Origin of the sequence: Burkholderia sp. BCC1988, from assembly GCF_905339895.1 — a bacterium.
Taxonomy (GTDB): domain Bacteria; phylum Pseudomonadota; class Gammaproteobacteria; order Burkholderiales; family Burkholderiaceae; genus Burkholderia.
Genome location: NZ_CAJPHA010000006.1, coordinates 62274 through 77417, shown reverse-complemented (window position 1 = coordinate 77417; position 15144 = coordinate 62274). Strand labels below are relative to the sequence as shown.

Annotated in this window: 14 protein-coding genes and 1 tRNA gene; 5 read left to right on the top strand and 10 right to left on the bottom strand. The window is 67.8% G+C overall.

What is annotated here, in order from left to right; genetic code table 11:
* The first annotated feature begins 204 nt into the window (after positions 1-204).
* A complete protein-coding gene (locus U4012_RS10305; RefSeq protein ID WP_321798254.1) occupies positions 205-1515 on the top strand; it encodes an MFS transporter in 1311 nt (436 codons plus the stop codon).
* A 103-nt stretch (positions 1516-1618) separates the two neighbouring features.
* On the top strand, positions 1619-1798 hold the full coding sequence (locus U4012_RS10300; protein ID WP_321798252.1) for a hypothetical protein: 180 nt from the start codon (positions 1619-1621) through the stop codon (positions 1796-1798).
* Positions 1799-1854: 56 nt separating this feature from the next.
* Here U4012_RS10300 and waaC read toward each other — a convergent pair whose 3' ends face one another.
* Complete coding sequence (gene waaC / locus U4012_RS10295) at positions 1855-2853, bottom strand: lipopolysaccharide heptosyltransferase I (RefSeq protein ID WP_044849276.1); 999 nt, start codon at positions 2851-2853, stop codon at positions 1855-1857.
* A 180-nt stretch (positions 2854-3033) separates the two neighbouring features.
* Here waaC and U4012_RS10290 point away from each other — a divergent pair, with 180 nt between their 5' ends.
* The gene (locus U4012_RS10290) at positions 3034-4602 is read left to right on the top strand and encodes a chloride channel protein (protein ID WP_321798249.1); all 1569 of its coding nucleotides are present in this window, start codon (positions 3034-3036) and stop codon (positions 4600-4602) included.
* Between the two features lie 116 nt (positions 4603-4718).
* Here U4012_RS10290 and U4012_RS10285 read toward each other — a convergent pair whose 3' ends face one another.
* The 5 genes from U4012_RS10285 to U4012_RS10265 form a co-directional block, all read right to left on the bottom strand.
* Positions 4719-5120, bottom strand: coding sequence for a YXWGXW repeat-containing protein (locus tag U4012_RS10285; protein ID WP_044849297.1), 402 nt, complete (start codon positions 5118-5120; stop codon positions 4719-4721).
* A gap of 157 nt (positions 5121-5277) precedes the next feature.
* Positions 5278-5532, bottom strand: coding sequence for a cell division topological specificity factor MinE (gene minE / locus U4012_RS10280; protein WP_006486661.1), 255 nt, complete (start codon positions 5530-5532; stop codon positions 5278-5280).
* Positions 5533-5544: 12 nt separating this feature from the next.
* The gene (minD, locus tag U4012_RS10275) at positions 5545-6360 is read right to left on the bottom strand and encodes a septum site-determining protein MinD (RefSeq protein WP_044849298.1); all 816 of its coding nucleotides are present in this window, start codon (positions 6358-6360) and stop codon (positions 5545-5547) included.
* A gap of 59 nt (positions 6361-6419) precedes the next feature.
* Entirely contained in the window at positions 6420-7187 is a 768-nt protein-coding gene (gene minC, locus U4012_RS10270) for a septum site-determining protein MinC (RefSeq protein WP_124522124.1), read from the bottom strand.
* Positions 7188-7353: 166 nt separating this feature from the next.
* Positions 7354-7869: a GNAT family N-acetyltransferase gene (locus U4012_RS10265; protein WP_044849217.1), complete on the bottom strand. Its 516-nt coding sequence runs from the start codon at positions 7867-7869 to the stop codon at positions 7354-7356.
* 681 nt (positions 7870-8550) lie between these two features.
* Between U4012_RS10265 and U4012_RS10260 the strand changes: the two genes are divergently transcribed.
* Positions 8551-9711: an alkane 1-monooxygenase gene (locus U4012_RS10260; RefSeq protein WP_321798242.1), complete on the top strand. Its 1161-nt coding sequence runs from the start codon at positions 8551-8553 to the stop codon at positions 9709-9711.
* A gap of 57 nt (positions 9712-9768) precedes the next feature.
* Here the strand turns inward: U4012_RS10260 and U4012_RS10255 are convergent, their stop codons facing one another.
* The 3 genes from U4012_RS10255 to serS all read right to left on the bottom strand — a co-directional run bounded on the left by U4012_RS10255 (position 9769) and on the right by serS (position 13117).
* Positions 9769-11304 (bottom strand): methyl-accepting chemotaxis protein, encoded by a 1536-nt coding sequence (locus U4012_RS10255; protein ID WP_321798240.1) that lies wholly within the window; start codon positions 11302-11304, stop codon positions 9769-9771.
* 289 nt (positions 11305-11593) lie between these two features.
* Positions 11594-11684, bottom strand: a tRNA-Ser gene (locus U4012_RS10250).
* Positions 11685-11815: 131 nt separating this feature from the next.
* Complete coding sequence (gene serS, locus U4012_RS10245) at positions 11816-13117, bottom strand: serine--tRNA ligase (protein WP_044849213.1); 1302 nt, start codon at positions 13115-13117, stop codon at positions 11816-11818.
* 251 nt (positions 13118-13368) lie between these two features.
* Between serS and U4012_RS10240 the strand changes: the two genes are divergently transcribed.
* Positions 13369-13635 carry a DUF2164 domain-containing protein gene (locus tag U4012_RS10240; protein WP_124487783.1) on the top strand — a complete coding sequence of 89 codons (267 nt, stop codon included), beginning with the start codon at positions 13369-13371 and terminating at the stop codon, positions 13633-13635.
* 42 nt (positions 13636-13677) lie between these two features.
* On the opposite strand, the gene U4012_RS10235 is transcribed toward U4012_RS10240, so the two are convergent.
* Positions 13678-14988: a replication-associated recombination protein A gene (locus U4012_RS10235; protein ID WP_044849211.1), complete on the bottom strand. Its 1311-nt coding sequence runs from the start codon at positions 14986-14988 to the stop codon at positions 13678-13680.
* Positions 14989-15144 lie beyond the last annotated feature (156 nt).

Sequence of the window (15144 nt, the reverse complement as noted above, 5' to 3'; positions counted from 1 at the left end):
TCGCGCGCCGCACCCGGCATGCGAGCCGACCACGCCGGCACCGGGCGGCGGCGACCTATCCGTCTCCATCGTCGACCGGCGGGTGACGTCCGCGCCACGCCGCGCGTCCACGCCGCCGCCTCATCCGCTCGGCCGCTCCCGGCAGGCGTCCGCCTGCCCGAGCGCTCACCCAGCCGACCGCCCAACGACAAAACGGAGACATCCATGTCCGCATCTCCCCCGGCCGTTGCACACGCAACCGGTTCGGCCGGCGCCGTCAGCCACCGGCGCATCGTGTTCGCGAGCTTCATCGGCACCGCGATCGAGTTCTACGACTTCTACGTGTACGCGACCGCCGCGGCACTCGTCATCGGCCCCGTGTTCTTTCCGCACGGCTCCGCGACCGCCCAGGCGCTGTCCGCATTCGTCACGTTCGGCATCGCGTTCATCGCGCGGCCGATCGGCTCGTTCCTGTTCGGCCACTTCGGCGACCGCATCGGCCGCAAATCGACGCTCGTCGCGTCGCTGCTCGTGATGGGCGTGTCCACCACCGCGATCGGCTTCGTGCCCGGCTACGACACGATCGGTGCGCTCGCACCGGTGCTGCTGTGCGTGCTGCGCTTCGGCCAGGGGATCGGCCTCGGCGGCGAATGGGGCGGTGCGGCGCTGCTCGCGACCGAGCACGCGCCGCAAGGCAAGCGCGGCTGGTTCGGGATGTTCCCGCAGCTGGGCCCGTCGGTGGGCTTCCTGATGTCGAACGGGTTGTTCTTCGCGCTCGCGCTGTCGCTGTCCGACGAACAATTCCGCAGCTGGGGCTGGCGCATCCCGTTCCTCGTCAGCGCGGTGCTCGTCGCGCTCGGCCTGTACGTGCGGCTGAAGATCACCGAGACGCCGGCGTTCCAGGCCGCACTCGAGCGCAACGAGCGCGTGCGCGTGCCGGTCGCGACGCTCGTCACGCAACACTGGCAGCCGACGCTGCTCGGCGCGCTCGCGATGGTGGTCTGCTACACGCTGTTCTATATCTCGACGGTGTTCTCGCTGTCGTACGGCGTGTCGACGCTGCATATTCCGCGCCAGAGCTTTCTCGGCCTGCTGTGCTTCGCGGTCGTGTTCATGGGGCTCGCGACGCCGCTGTCGGCGTGGGCCTCCGACCGCTTCGGCCGCAGGCCGGTGCTGGTCGTCGGCGCGATCGCCGCGCTGTCGTCCGGCTTCGCGATGGAGCCGCTGCTCGGCAGCGGCTCGATGCCGCTCGTCGCGCTGTTCCTGACCATCGAGCTGTTCCTGATGGGCGTGACGTTCGCGCCGATGGGCGCGCTGCTGCCCGAATTGTTCCCGACCAACGTCCGCTATACGGGCGCGGGGGTCGCGTACAACCTTGGCGGGATCCTCGGCGCGTCGATCGCGCCGTACATCGCGCAGCTGCTCGCCGCGCGCGGCGGCCTGTCGTGGGTCGGCGGCTACGTGTCGGTTGCGGCGGCAATCAGCCTGGTCGGCGTGCTGCTGATGCGCGAAACCCGCGACGCATCGCTCGTCTGAGCCCTCGGGGCGCCCCGGGTTGTGCGGCGGGGGGCGCCGCCTATACTCGATCCGGGGGCGCCGTCACGCCCCCCGGGCTCCCTCCGCTGAAGGAGCCGCCGCAATGGACCTCCGCCTCGACAACGCCGACCTCGTCCTGATCCTGGCGCTCGCGCTGGGTGGCGCCCTGCTGCTCGCGGCGCGCTTCCGGCCGAAAACCTGGCGCGGGCTCCTGTTCGAGGCGCTTCTCGCCAACCTGGCCGCCGTCGCCGCGGTGATGACGGTCGAAGCGCTGCTCGCCTGAACGCGCGGCCCGCTTCCCCGGAGCCGATTCACACCGATAACGGGCTCGCGCTGGCCCTAGGCCGTCAGCCGGTCACGCAGCGCGCCATAGGCCGGCCCGACCGCATCGATCGCATCGAGTGCCTGCGCAACCGACGGCGGCGCGCCCGGTTCGCCGATCGACAGCGCGTTCGGCGCGCCGCCGATGCCGCAATGGTGACGCGACGTCGCGACGAAAATCATCACGGTCGGCCGCTGCAGCGCGTGCGCCATATGCACGAACCCGGTATCGACTCCCACCACGAGCGCGGCCCGGCCGATGGCCGCACCCAGTTCGCGCACCGACATCGCCGGCAGCACGATCGCGCCCGACGCACGCGCGGCAATGTCCTGCGCAGCGTCGTGTTCGGCTGCCGATCCCCACGGCACGAGCACGCGCACGCCGCGCGCCATCATCTGCGTAGCCAGCGCGGCCCAGTGGTCGGCGGGCCATTGCTTGTCCGGATTGGACGTGGCGTGAAACAGCAGCATGAACGGCGCGCCGTCGGTCACGGCGGGCGGCAGGCTCGCATCCTGCGGCGGGACGATCCCGTAAGCGGCGCTGCCCTCGGGGACATAGCCGAGCGCCTCGCCGGCGCTCACGCGCATCCCGTGCCACGCGTCGCAGTCCGGCCGCGGGCCGAAGCGATGCGAGTAGGCGAAGCGAGCACCCGCCTCGCCGAGATCCTGAGTCTGATAGCCGACGCGGCGCGCGGCACGCGCGAGTGCCGAGATGATCGCGCTCTTGTAGACGCCGTGCAGGTCGATGACCGCATCGTAGCGGTGCGCGCGCAGCGCGCCGATCGACGCCGAGATCGCCTTCAGGTCGCCGCCGTTCCGGAGCTTCTTGAACCGCCGCAACGGCGCGCAAAGCACCTTGCTCACACCCGGATGCCAGCGCACGACCTCGGCGCACGATTCGTCGACGGCCCAGTCGACCGTTACGCCCGGAAAGGCACGGTGGAGGTCCGCGACGACAGGCAGCGTCTGGACGACGTCGCCGAGCGACGTCACTTTCACGATGAGGATGCGTTTCACTTTTCTTATGATGAATGGGGTGGGCCGGCCATTTGGTGATGCTAACGACGGTTGCCGCGTTGATACATTACGCCGACATTACATTTGCAACAAAGTGCGACGCTTTGGTGAGGATTTGTCGAGCCCCGGCCGCATCAGGTTCTTTTTATAATGCGCTCTTTGCCCTCCCGGCTTCCGCCGATGCAACGCCCCGCCCTTCCTGCCCTGCTTTCCGGGTTGTTTCCCGCCCTCACCCGCCGCTCGCTGCGGATCTGGCGCCAGTACGGCGTGTTCTGGCTCGGCGCGATCGCCGTAGGCCTCGCGGCCGTGCTGTACGCGCGGCTGATCGACTGGGGCTACGACACGTTCCGCACGATGCGCGACCACGCCGCGTGGCTGCCGCTGCTGCTGACGCCGTCGATCGCCGCCGCGTCGGCATGGCTCACGCGCCGCTTCTTCCGCGGCGCCGAGGGCAGCGGGATCCCGCAGGTCATTGCAACGCTGCATGCGAGCCCGGGCGCGTTCGGCGCGCGGCTGCTGACCCTGCGCATCCTGTTCGGCAAGGTCCTGATCTCGTTCATGGGCATTCTCGGCGGCTTCACGATCGGACGCGAAGGCCCGACCGTGCAGGTCGGCGCGGCGCTGATGTTCAACCTGCGGCGCTTCTACCCGCGCTCGAACGCGCAGATCGAACGACAGCTCGTACTCGCCGGCGCGGCGGCCGGCCTGTCGGCCGCGTTCAATACGCCGCTCGCCGGGATCGTGTTCGCGATCGAGGAGCTGACCCGCAGCTTCTCCGCCCGCGCAAGCGGCGTGCTGATCACCGCGATCATCCTCGCCGGTGTCGTCGCGCTGGGCCTGAACGGCAACTACACGTACTTCGGCACGATCGACGCCGGCCAGCATTTCCCGAAGATGCTTGCCGTCGCCGTGCTCGTCACCGCGCTCGTGACCGGCGTCGCGGGCGGCCTCTTCAGCTGGCTCCTGCTCAATACCGGGCGCTGGCTGCCCGCGCGCCTGCTCGGCCTGTATCGCGAGCGCCCGATCGCGTTCGCGGCGCTGTGCGGTTTCGTGATCGCCGTCGTCGGTCTCGTGTCGGGCGGGACGACGTTCGGCAGCGGCTATGCCGAGGCGCGCGGCCTGCTCGACGGCCATGAACGGCTGTCGGTGCTCTATCCGTTCCTGAAGATGGTGTCGATGGTCGCGTCGTACCTGCCGGGCATTCCGGGCGGGATCTTCGCGCCGTCGCTGTCGATCGGCGCCGGGTTCGGCAACCTGCTGCACCTCGTGTTCGGCGACATGAGCCTGCCGATGCTGATCGCGCTCGCGATGGTCGGCTACCTCGCGGCGGTCACGCAGTCGCCGATCACGTCGTTCGTGATCGTGATGGAGATGATCAACGGTCACGCGCTCGTGATTTCGTTGATGGCGACCGCGCTGGTTTCGAGCCGGATGGCGCGCTTCTTCGCGCCGCCGCTCTACGAAACACTCGCGCAGCGCTATCTCGCGCCGCCCGCGGCCGCCGCCGAACCCGCCGCGGCGCCGGCGGCTGCGGCCGGCGTCGTCGAGCCGCAGGATGCGGCCGCCGCGCCCGCCGATCCGCTCGATACGCTGCGCGAACGGGACGGTGGCGAGCCGAAGGCCCCGGCGGCCGGCAACGCCGCCACGCACACGCCCGCGACGTCGCACGACGACGGACCGTCCGCTTCCGGCGCGACTGCTTCCGGCACGAGCGGCCCGGCGCAGACGGGCCCGCGTACCCCTCAGTAGATCACCACCGGGGCGGGCCGATAGTAGACGGGCCGCGCCGGCACGACGATACAGCCGGCGAGCGTGATCGCGACGAGCACAATGGCAAGGGCGGTTCGTTTCATCGCGCGCCTCCGTCAGGCCCAATGGCCGCGCGTCCAGAACCAGTTCGGGCCGCGCTGATCCCAGTGGCCCGGCACCCAGTGCATGCCGATACGCTCGGTTTCCCAGCGGCCGCCGATCCAGACGTAGCGGCCATGATCCCAGTGCCAGTGACCGCGCTCCCACACATAGCCGACGCGTGCGTCGGGCACGACCTCGTAGCGCACCGGCGGCGGCGCGTTCGGCGCGACGACGACGATTTCCTCGGCGGGCGCGGCCACCGGTTCGGCGACGAGCATCCGGCCCGACTGCACCATCACCGGCGTACCGACGAGGATTTCGTCGGCGCGTGCGGCGAGCGGCGCGGCGACGGCTGACAGGCCCGCGGCGAACAGTACGAGCGAAACGATACGGCGTTGAACGGTAGAGACAGCCATCACAACCTCCTGATTGACAAATGACGCGAGCGTATTCGTTCAATGCGGGAGATCGACCAACGGCCGACAGACGCCGTGTTACGGCGCGACCGAAAGTGCAACAGGGCGTAAGACGCGCACGGCGGCAGGCGCCACCGTGCGGGGGGACAGACAGCGGTCAGGCTTGCGGAATCTCGATCTTCACTTCGAGGACTTCGAGATCGTCCTGGCGCTCGAGGCTCACGCGGATGTCATCGTTCGAAATATGGACGTACTTCGAGATGACCGCGACCAGCTCCTTCTGGAGCGCCGGCAGGTAATCGGCCGGCGGCCGGCCGCCGACCCGCTCGTGCGCGATGATGAGCTGCAGGCGCTCCTTCGCGACCGATGCGGACTTCTTCTTCTCGCCGAGGAGAAACGAAAGGATGGACATGGGCGGCCTCCGTTACTTGCTGCCGAAGAGGCGCTGCAGCAGGCCCGGCTTCTGATAATCGGTGAAGCGCAGCGGCTTGTCCTCGCCGAGGAAGCGCGCGACGACGTCCTTGTACGCTTCCGCGACGTCGGTGCCGTCGATGTGCACGGCCGGCAGGCCCTGGTTCGAGGCGTGCAGCACGGCTTCCGATTCCGGCACCACGCCGATCAGCTTGATGCGCAGGATCTCGCTGATGTCCTCGAGCGACAGCATTTCGCCTTCGCTCACGCGCTTCGGGCTGTAGCGCGTGATCAGCAGGTGTTCCTTGATCGGATCCTTGCCTTCGGCCGCGCGCTTCGTCTTCGACGACAGGATGCCGAGAATGCGGTCCGAGTCGCGCACCGACGACACTTCCGGGTTCGTGACGATCAGCGCTTCGTCCGCGAAGTACATCGCGTGCAGCGCGCCCGCCTCGATACCGGCCGGCGAGTCGCAGACGATGTATTCGAAGTCCATCGCGACCAGGTCGTTCAGCACCTTCTCGACGCCGTCACGCGTGAGCGCATCCTTGTCGCGCGTCTGCGATGCCGGCAGGATGAACAGGTTCTCGCACTTCTTGTCCTTGATCAGCGCCTGGTTCAGGTTCGCTTCGCCCTGGATCACGTTGACGAGGTCATACACCACGCGACGCTCGCAGCCCATGATGAGATCGAGGTTGCGCAGGCCGACGTCGAAGTCGATCACGGCCGTCTTGTGGCCGCGCAGCGCGAGGCCGGACGCGAAGCTCGCGCTGGTCGTCGTCTTGCCCACGCCGCCCTTGCCCGAAGTCACCACGATGATTTTTGCCATTTACCCAATACCCTGTGTTCGTCAATGAGAGCCGATCGACCCGGAGCGTGCCGCGTGAATCACGTCAGGCGCAGCGGTTCGATCATCAGTTTTTCCTCTTCGAGCCGGATCTGCACCGATTTGCCCAGTATGTCGGCGGGCAACGGGTTCTCGGTCGTTCGATAGATACCCGCGATCGAAATCAGTTCCGGCTCCAGACACGTGCAGAAAATGCGCGCGTCGTGATTGCCGTGCACGCCCGCGAGTGCGCGGCCGCGCAACGGCGCGTAGATGTGGATGTTGCCTTCCGCGATGATCTCGGCGCCGTGACTGACCGGCGCCAGCACCACGAGGTCTCCTTTCGCGTAAATCTGCTGCCCCGAACGCAGCGGCCGATCGATCACCAGCGTCTGGCCGCCCGCCGCAACCGGCGTCGGCGCAGGTTCCGGCGCCGGTTCGGCTGCCGCGGCAGCGGCCGGCGCCGCGACGGGCGCCGCCTCCGCTTCCTCGGCCGGCTTCGCGGCCGACACGCGGCGATCGCGCGCCTCGAGCAACGGCAGGCCGGCTTCCCCCGCCCAGCCCTGCGTGGCCAGCGCGACGACGCCCACCGGGCGCATCCGCACGTCGTTCAGCATCTGGCGGATGTCGGCGAGCGCGACGCGTTCGCCGTCCGCGAGGCGGCGGACGTCGATCGCGACGACATCATCGGCGAAAAACTCGGGAGTCGCTTCGAAGCGCTTGACCAGTTCGGTACGCAACGCGTCGAGATCGGTCGTCTTCACGGTGAACAGCAACGTATCGACCGATCCGCTGCGCAGCTCGAAGAATGGCGATTTTTTAAGCGACATGGACACTCTGCAAAAAATTTTTGCGTATTTTACAGGCGTCCACGCGTGCGGCCATTATTTTTGGGGAGCCGGGGGGCGACGGTCGCGGCGAGCGCGCAACCGGCAGGCGGGCAGTCGGGCGGGCGGCCGGGCCTTCATCACGCCGTGCGGCCCGCGCATTCATGCGTCAGGGTGTGTTGAAGTGCGACACGAACAACGACTTCATCGCGCCGGGCATCCGCGCGATCGGCGCATGCTCGCCCGTGTTGCCGAAGCCCGCGCGTTCGTAGAAACGGATCGCGTTGCGGTTCGCATCGGCGATCCATGCGTAGACGTCCCGCGCCCCGCGTTCGGCCAGCCACGCGGTAGCCGTTTCCAGCAACAGCACGCCGCCGCGCAGGTGGCGGACCGCGTGCGCGACCCACAGCTCGCTGACGAACGCGCGCCGCTCGGGCGTCGTGTCGAAATACGCGCCGATCATGCCGGCCGGATGGCCTTCGGTGTACAGCAGGAAAGTCGTCGACTCGTCGGACGCGGCACGCAGCGCGGCGATGGCCGCCGCCGCGTCGGAATCGACGTTCAGCAATTCGGCCTCCGGCGCTTCGCCGGGCGCGTAGGGCTCACGCAGCGATGCGGCGCGGAGTTCGCGATACACGCCGCCCTGGTCGGCAGCGATACGACGAACGGTCAAGGTCGAACTCATGCAGGCACAGCCCCCTTCGGACAGCAAGTTACTAGCTTCAACCGAAAGCGGGGCATGAGTCAAATCGTAATTTTCAAATGACAGCGCGGATCGAAAGGCAGCAGGCGTCGCGCACGCGCGGGTGTGCGGGTGCAGCATCGATGCGTCGACGGGCCGCGACGCGTGGCAGTCCGAATGGCGAAGTCGGACGCGTCGCCCCGCTCGCCTTGTCATGCGTGGCATTCATGTGGTCAGGGTCCGACGTTACCCTGCAGCGGCGCCGTAATGATCCGTAATATATGTATCCCAAAAAGCCGCGCCGCCACGCGATGTCGCGTCGCATTTATTGCATTGCAACATTCGTTGCGGACCGCGCCACCGGATACTCGCGCGTGTGGCCTCACGTATTCATCCGACGAGAATACCGGCTGCGCGAGCGGATCGAGCCCGCTCCGGCCTGTTTCAATCACCGTGGCGCAGGCCGCTCCCGGCCCGCGTCCTGCACGGCCCGCCGTTTGGAGTTGCCCGCCTAGCGGCGGGGTTTGGAAAGCGCGCGCGACGGTCGTATAACTGGCACAACCGGACCACCGATCCGGTGCCGCGCGCCGTGCCGCGGACCCACGACGATTCGACCGACGACAAGCGCGTCACTCGGCCGCCGCACCGCACACGCGGGAGCCGGCCCCGAAAAGGAGGGAGACAATGGCAATGACCGACGCATCGGCCTCGGGCTGGTCGGATGGCAAACGTTATCTGTGGCTGCTCGGCGCGGTGACGATCACGCTGCCGATCCTCTCGGCCCAGCTCGCGCTGTCGACGGGCCTCCACGTGTTCTGGTGGTTCGGCCCGCTGTTCGCGTTCGGCGTGATCCCGGTCCTGGACACGCTGATCGGCGACGATCGCGACAATCCGCCCGAAGCCGTCGTCCCGCATCTCGAACGCGAGCGCTACTACCGCTACATCGTCTATCTCGCGACGATGGTCGAATACATCGCGTTCTTCATGTGCGTGCGGATCGTCGGCACGCATGCGCTCGCGTGGTACGACTACGTCGGCTTCGCCCTGTCGCTCGGCGCCGCAACGGGCATCTCGATCAACACCGCGCACGAACTCGGGCACAAGACCAGCCGCTTCGAGCGCTGGCTCGCGAAAGTCACGCTCGCGCCGGTGGCGTACGGGCACTTCTTCGTCGAGCACAACCGCGGCCATCACGTGCGCGTCGCGACGGCCGAGGATCCGGCGAGCGCGCGCTACGGCGAATCGTTCTGGGCCTTCCTGCCGCGCACGGTGACGGGCAGCATCCGCTCGGCGTGGCGGCTCGAGAAGGCACGCCTCGAGCGGCTCGGGCATTCGCCGTGGACCTGGCGCAACGAGGTGCTGCACGCGTGGGCGATGACCGTCGTCGTGTGGGCCATCGCGATCGCGATGGCCGGCAAGATCGTGATCCCGTTCCTCGTGATCCAGGCCGTGTACGGCGCGTCGCTGCTCGAAGTCGTCAACTACGTCGAGCACTACGGGCTCGGCCGCCGCAAGCTGCCGAGCGGCCGCTACGAGCGCTGCACGCCGCAGCATTCGTGGAACAGCAATCACGTCGTCACCAACCTGTTCCTGTACCAGTTGCAGCGGCACGCCGACCATCACGCGAACCCGACGCGCTCGTACCAGGCGCTGCGACACTTCGACGACTCGCCGCAACTGCCGGCCGGTTACGCGACGATGATCCTGTTCGCCTATGTGCCGCCGCTCTGGTATCGCGTGATGAATCCGCGTGTCGTCGCGCACTATGGCGGCAACATGGCGCAATCGAACATCAAGCCATCGATCCGCGCTCGCGTGCTCGCGCAGTATTCGGCCGCGGGGTGACGCAGGACGGCGCGGTCGCGGTCGCGGTCGCGGTCGCGGTCGCGGTCGGCAATATCGTCACGCGGCCTGCGGCAGCCTGAACACGGCGACCGCGTGCCGCAGCGCGCTCGCCTGCTCGGCCAGCGCCTGCGTCGCCGCCGACGCCTGTTCGACCAGCGCCGCATTGCGCTGCGTCGCTTCATCCATCTGCGTGACCGCGACGTTCACCTGCTGGATGCCGCCGCTTTGTTCCTGCGAAGCGGACGAGATCTCGCCGACGATCGACGTGACCCGCTGCACCGCGCCGACGATCTCGTGGATCGATTCGCCCGCGCGCGCGATCAGCACGGCGCCCTCGTCGACCCGCCGCGTCGATTGCTCGATCAGCGCCTTGATCTCCTTCGCGGCGGCCGCGCTGCGCTGCGCGAGCGTGCGCACCTCCGACGCGACGACCGCGAAGCCGCGCCCCTGCTCGCCCGCGCGCGCCGCCTCGACGGCCGCGTTCAGCGCGAGGATGTTGGTCTGGAATGCGATGCCGTCGATGACCGCGATGATCTCGCCGACCTTCGCCGCGCTGGCGGCAATCCCGCTCATCGTGCCGACCGCGTCCGTCATCACGCCACCGCCCGCGGACGCGATGTCCGATGCGTCGCGTGCGAGCTGCGCCGCATGCTGCGCGTGTTCGGCCGACTGGCGCACGATGCCCGTCAGTTCGGTCATGCTGGCTGCGGTTTCCTCGAGCGACGCAGCCTGCGCCTCGGTGCGCGACGACAGGTCGTGATTGCCCGCCGCGATCTGCGCACTCGCGGTCGCGACGGCTTCGGCATGCGTACGCACCTCGAGCACGACACCCAACAGGCTCGCCTGCATCGTCTTCAATGCGCGCAGCAGATCGGCGATCTCGTCGCGGCCGGCCGCGTCGACGTCGCGCGTCAGGTCGCCGCCGGCCACCGCCTGTGCACAGGCCACGGCGCGATCGAGCGGCCGCAGGATCGCGCGGCTGAACAGGAACGCACCGATCATCGCGATGCCGAGCACGATCAGCATGAGCACGACGCTCGCCGCGGTCGCGTGGCGCGCATCGCGGCTCGCTTGCGCCGACACGGCAGCACTCTCGTCGGCGATCGCCTTCGCCGCGCGCTCGAGCAGCGCGGCGGGCGCCCGGTCGACGCCCGCCACGGCCGCGTCCCCGGCCGTCGGCTCGAAGCCCGCGGCCTTGAACGCGTCGAACCCGCGCCGGTAGCCGTCGCCCATCGCCGCATGCGCGCGCATGAACTGCTCGACGAGCGTCCGGCTCTCTCCGGGCGGCAACTCGCCGACGAGTTGCGCGGCCAGCGTGTCTACCGTGCGCTCACGCGTCTGGAATGCCTGCCAGTACTTGTCGAGCTTGTCGGGCTGCTTGCCGCGCAGCAGCGTGTCCTTCCATTCCTGCACCTGCAGCTTGAACTGCACGAGCGTGGCCGATACGAGCCGTTCGTCGGCAACGTGCGTCTGCACGTCGTTCGCGAACGTGTCGATCGAGCGATTGAGAATGCGGATGCCGTACAGCGCGCCGCAGAACATCAGCAGCAGCGCAATGGCGAATGCGAGGGGAATCTTGTAGCTCAGCTTCATGGGACCTTGGATCGTCGGAGAACGGCGACCGCGCACAAAGCGCGAGCCGCCGACCGCTCTGTTAACGGCGCGCGAGGTCAAGGCTGAAGCGGGCAAGCGGAGACGGGAACCGTGCGGGTCGAGCACGAAGCCCGTGGCGATCCGGGGGCGGCGGGAACCGAGGCAACAACGCCCAAGCGAGCGCCGGCCAATCGGTACGCGCGCGTACCGCACATCGCATCCACGCTCGCCACCGGGCGACCAAAACGAAAAACCCCGTGATCCTTCCGGATCACGGGGCTTCGTATTTTGGCGGAGAGGGTGGGATTCGAACCCACGGTACGGGGAAACCGTACGCCTGATTTCGAGTCAGGTACATTCGACCACTCTGCCACCTCTCCTTCCTTGCTGCTTCATTTCCCGGTTGGTCGTGTCCGGGAAAGAAAAGATTATAGAACGATCTCTTCGGAACTCACAAGCGTTTTTTGCAAAATTTTTTGCGAGCCCGTCGAAGACCGATCGCGCAGCGATCTCACGACGCCTGCGCAGGCGCTTCGATTCGCTCCATGCCGCCCATGTACGGACGCAGCGCCTCGGGCACCGTGACCGAACCGTCGGCATTCTGGTAGTTCTCCAGCACCGCGACGAGCGTGCGGCCGACCGCGAGGCCGGACCCGTTCAGCGTATGCACGAGTTCCGGCTTGCCCTGCGCGTTGCGGAAACGCGCCTGCATCCGCCGCGCCTGGAACGCCTCGGTGTTCGAGCAGCTCGAGATCTCGCGATAGGTGTTCTGCGCGGGCAGCCACACTTCGAGGTCGAACGTCTTCGCGGCCGAGAAGCCCATGTCGCCCGTGCACAGCGTGATCACGCGGTACGGCAGGCCGAGCTTCTGCAGGATCGCCTCCGCGTGGCCGACCATCTCGTCGAGTGCCGCATACGACGCGTCCGGCGCGACGACCTGCACCATCTCGACCTTGTCGAACTGGTGCTGGCGGATCATCCCGCGCGTGTCGCGGCCGTACGAACCGGCTTCCGAGCGGAAGCACGGCGAATGCGCGGTCAGCTTGATCGGCAGCGCGGAGCCTTCGACGATCGACTCGCGCACGGTGTTCGTCAGCGAAATCTCGGACGTGGAGATCAGGTACTGCGTGATCGTGTTTTCAGCGCCGCCCTTCTCGACGCGGAACATGTCGTCCGCGAACTTCGGCAGCTGGCCCGTGCCGTACAGGATCTCGGGATTCACGATGTACGGCGTGTACGTCTCGCTGTAGCCGTGCTGCAGCGTGTGCGTGTCGATCATGAACTGCGCGAGCGCGCGGTGCAGGCGTGCGATCGAGCCGCGCAGCATCGTGAAGCGTGCGCCGGCGAGCTTCGCGCCGGTTTCGAAATCGAGGCCGAGCGGCGTGCCGACGTCGACGTGATCCTTCACCTCGAAGTCGAACTGGCGCGGCGTGCCCCAGCGGCGCACTTCGACGTTGTCGGCTTCGTCCTTGCCGACCGGCACGCTTTCGTGCGCGATGTTCGGCATGCCCAGCATCAGGTCGGACAGGCGCGTCTGGATCTCGCCGAGCTTGGCCTCCGACGCCTTCATTTCGTCGCCGATCCCGCCGACTTCGGCCATGACGGCCGACGTGTCCTCGCCCTTCCCCTTCATCGCGCCGATCTGCTTCGACAGGCTGTTGCGGCGCGCCTGAAGCTCTTCGGTACGGGTCTGGATCGCACGGCGTTCCGCTTCGAGGGCGGAGAACGCGGCGACGTCGAGGGTGTAGCCGCGATCGGCGAGGCGCTTCGCGACGCCGTCGAGGTCTTTGCGCAGCAACTGGATGTCGAGCATGGGAGGACTTGGAAAATCGTTGTGTAAGACGGGAATTCTAACGCACCGCGGGGCCGCCACGGCATTGGCCGGATGGACAGTGCCGCAAACGCGCGACGGGCGTGGCAGTATCGCATTGCCGGCCTGCGCGCCGGCAGCCGGCGAAGCGCGTTGCGCGACGCCGCGGCGCAGCGCGCGACAGCCGCCCCGGCCGGGCGCAACGCGGCGGGCAACGCACCCGTCTTCGCATCACCATCACCCGAGGGAACCCGATGGCCATCGAACTGGACAAGGATGTCCGCGACCGCGCGATCGCGTCGCTGCAACGCTATTTCACAGAAAACATGGACGAGCCGATCGGCAACATCCAGGCCGGAGCGCTGTTGCATTTCTTCGTCGAGGAAATCGCGCCGGCAATCTACAACCTCGCGATCGCCGATGCGCAGGAGCGCCTGCACGCACGGGTCGCCGAGCTCGACATCGACTGCCACGAGGAGCCGTTCGAGTACTGGAAGAAGCAGCCGGGCCGCCGGCGCTGACACGCCCCAGGCAGCGCCGGCCGTCGGGCCGCGCGCGGCCGGTCAGTCCTTCTTGCCGGCCTCGCGGTCGAGCTCGCGCAGCCACGCGAGCTTGTCGGCGATCTTCGATTCGAGCCCGCGCGGCACCGGCTTGTACCAGCGCGGCTCGCGCATCCCTTCCGGAAGATACGACTCGCCGGCCGCATAGGCATTCGGCTCGTCATGCGCGTAGCGATACGCGTGACCGTAGCCGAGTTCCTTCATCAGCTTGGTCGGCGCATTGCGCAGATGCACGGGCACCTCGCGCGACTTGTCCTGCTTCACGAACGCCATCGCCTGGTTGAACGCGTTGTAGCCCGCATTGCTCTTCGCCGCGCACGCGAGATAGATCACCGCCTGCCCGAGCGCCAGCTCGCCTTCGGGCGAGCCGAGCCGCTCGTAGGTCTCGGCCGCGTCGTTCGCCACCTGCAGCGCGCGCGGATCGGCGAGGCCGATGTCTTCCCACGCCATCCGCACGATGCGCCGCGCGAGATATTTCGGATCCGCGCCGCCGTCGATCATCCGGCAGAACCAGTACAGCGCACCGTCCGGGCTCGAACCGCGCACCGACTTGTGCAGCGCCGAGATCTGGTCGTAGAAGTTGTCGCCGCCCTTGTCGAAGCGCCGCGCGTTCAGCGTCATCGCGCTGCTGACAAACTCGGCATCGATGGTCGTGACCTTGGCGGACGCTGCGGCCGTCTGCGCCTGCTCGAGCAGGTTCAGGAAGCGCCGCGCGTCGCCGTCCGCATAACCGATGAGCGTATCGATCGCCTTGTCGTCGAACGCGAGCCCGTCGAGCGCGATTTCCTGCGCGCGCTTGAGCAGCTGACGCATCTCGTCGTCGTTCAGCGACTGCAGCACGTACACCTGCGCCCGCGACAGCAGCGCCGAGTTGACTTCGAAGCTCGGGTTCTCGGTCGTCGCGCCGATGAAGGTCACGAGCCCCGACTCGACGAACGGCAGCAGCGCATCCTGCTGCCCCTTGTTGAAGCGGTGGATTTCGTCGACGAACAGGATCGTGTGGCGGCCGGTGCGATTCAGTGTGTCCTTCGCCTGCTCCATCGACTCGCGGATGTCCTTCACGCCGCCGAGCACCGCGGACAGCGCGATGAACTCGCAGTCGAACGCGAGCGCGGTGAGGCGCGCGAGCGTCGTCTTGCCGACGCCGGGCGGCCCCCACAGGATCATCGAATGCGGCTTGCCGGATTCGAACGCGAGCCGCAGCGGCTTGCCTTCGCCCAGCAGATGCGTCTGGCCGATCACCTCGGCGAGCGTCTTCGGCCGCAGCGCCTCGGCGAGCGGCCGGCGCGGCTCGACTTGAAACAGGTCGGACATGAACCCTCGCTCCAGATCAAACGATGGCGGCCGAACGGGCCGCCGGACCCGACATTATGACAGCCGCGCGACTGCACCGCCGCGCCTGGTGCTTGCGCCCGATCCCGACGCCCGATGCCCGCGCCCGATGCCCGCGCCCCAAAAAACAACACGGGC

What these genes read in the sequence shown, in the direction of transcription:
- U4012_RS10305 (WP_321798254.1), top strand. Translation starts at nt 205, where the DNA reads ATGTCCGCATCTCCCCCGGCCGTTGCACACGCAACCGGTTCGGCCGGC.
- U4012_RS10300 (WP_321798252.1), top strand. Translation starts at nt 1,619, where the DNA reads ATGGACCTCCGCCTCGACAACGCCGACCTCGTCCTGATCCTGGCGCTC.
- U4012_RS10290 (WP_321798249.1), top strand. Translation starts at nt 3,034, where the DNA reads ATGCAACGCCCCGCCCTTCCTGCCCTGCTTTCCGGGTTGTTTCCCGCC.
- U4012_RS10285 (WP_044849297.1), bottom strand. Translation starts at nt 5,120, where the DNA reads ATGGCTGTCTCTACCGTTCAACGCCGTATCGTTTCGCTCGTACTGTTC.
- minE (WP_006486661.1), bottom strand. Translation starts at nt 5,532, where the DNA reads ATGTCCATCCTTTCGTTTCTCCTCGGCGAGAAGAAGAAGTCCGCATCG.
- minD (WP_044849298.1), bottom strand. Translation starts at nt 6,360, where the DNA reads ATGGCAAAAATCATCGTGGTGACTTCGGGCAAGGGCGGCGTGGGCAAG.
- minC (WP_124522124.1), bottom strand. Translation starts at nt 7,187, where the DNA reads ATGTCGCTTAAAAAATCGCCATTCTTCGAGCTGCGCAGCGGATCGGTC.
- U4012_RS10265 (WP_044849217.1), bottom strand. Translation starts at nt 7,869, where the DNA reads ATGAGTTCGACCTTGACCGTTCGTCGTATCGCTGCCGACCAGGGCGGC.
- U4012_RS10260 (WP_321798242.1), top strand. Translation starts at nt 8,551, where the DNA reads ATGGCAATGACCGACGCATCGGCCTCGGGCTGGTCGGATGGCAAACGT.
- U4012_RS10255 (WP_321798240.1), bottom strand. Translation starts at nt 11,304, where the DNA reads ATGAAGCTGAGCTACAAGATTCCCCTCGCATTCGCCATTGCGCTGCTG.
- serS (WP_044849213.1), bottom strand. Translation starts at nt 13,117, where the DNA reads ATGCTCGACATCCAGTTGCTGCGCAAAGACCTCGACGGCGTCGCGAAG.
- U4012_RS10240 (WP_124487783.1), top strand. Translation starts at nt 13,369, where the DNA reads ATGGCCATCGAACTGGACAAGGATGTCCGCGACCGCGCGATCGCGTCG.
- U4012_RS10235 (WP_044849211.1), bottom strand. Translation starts at nt 14,988, where the DNA reads ATGTCCGACCTGTTTCAAGTCGAGCCGCGCCGGCCGCTCGCCGAGGCG.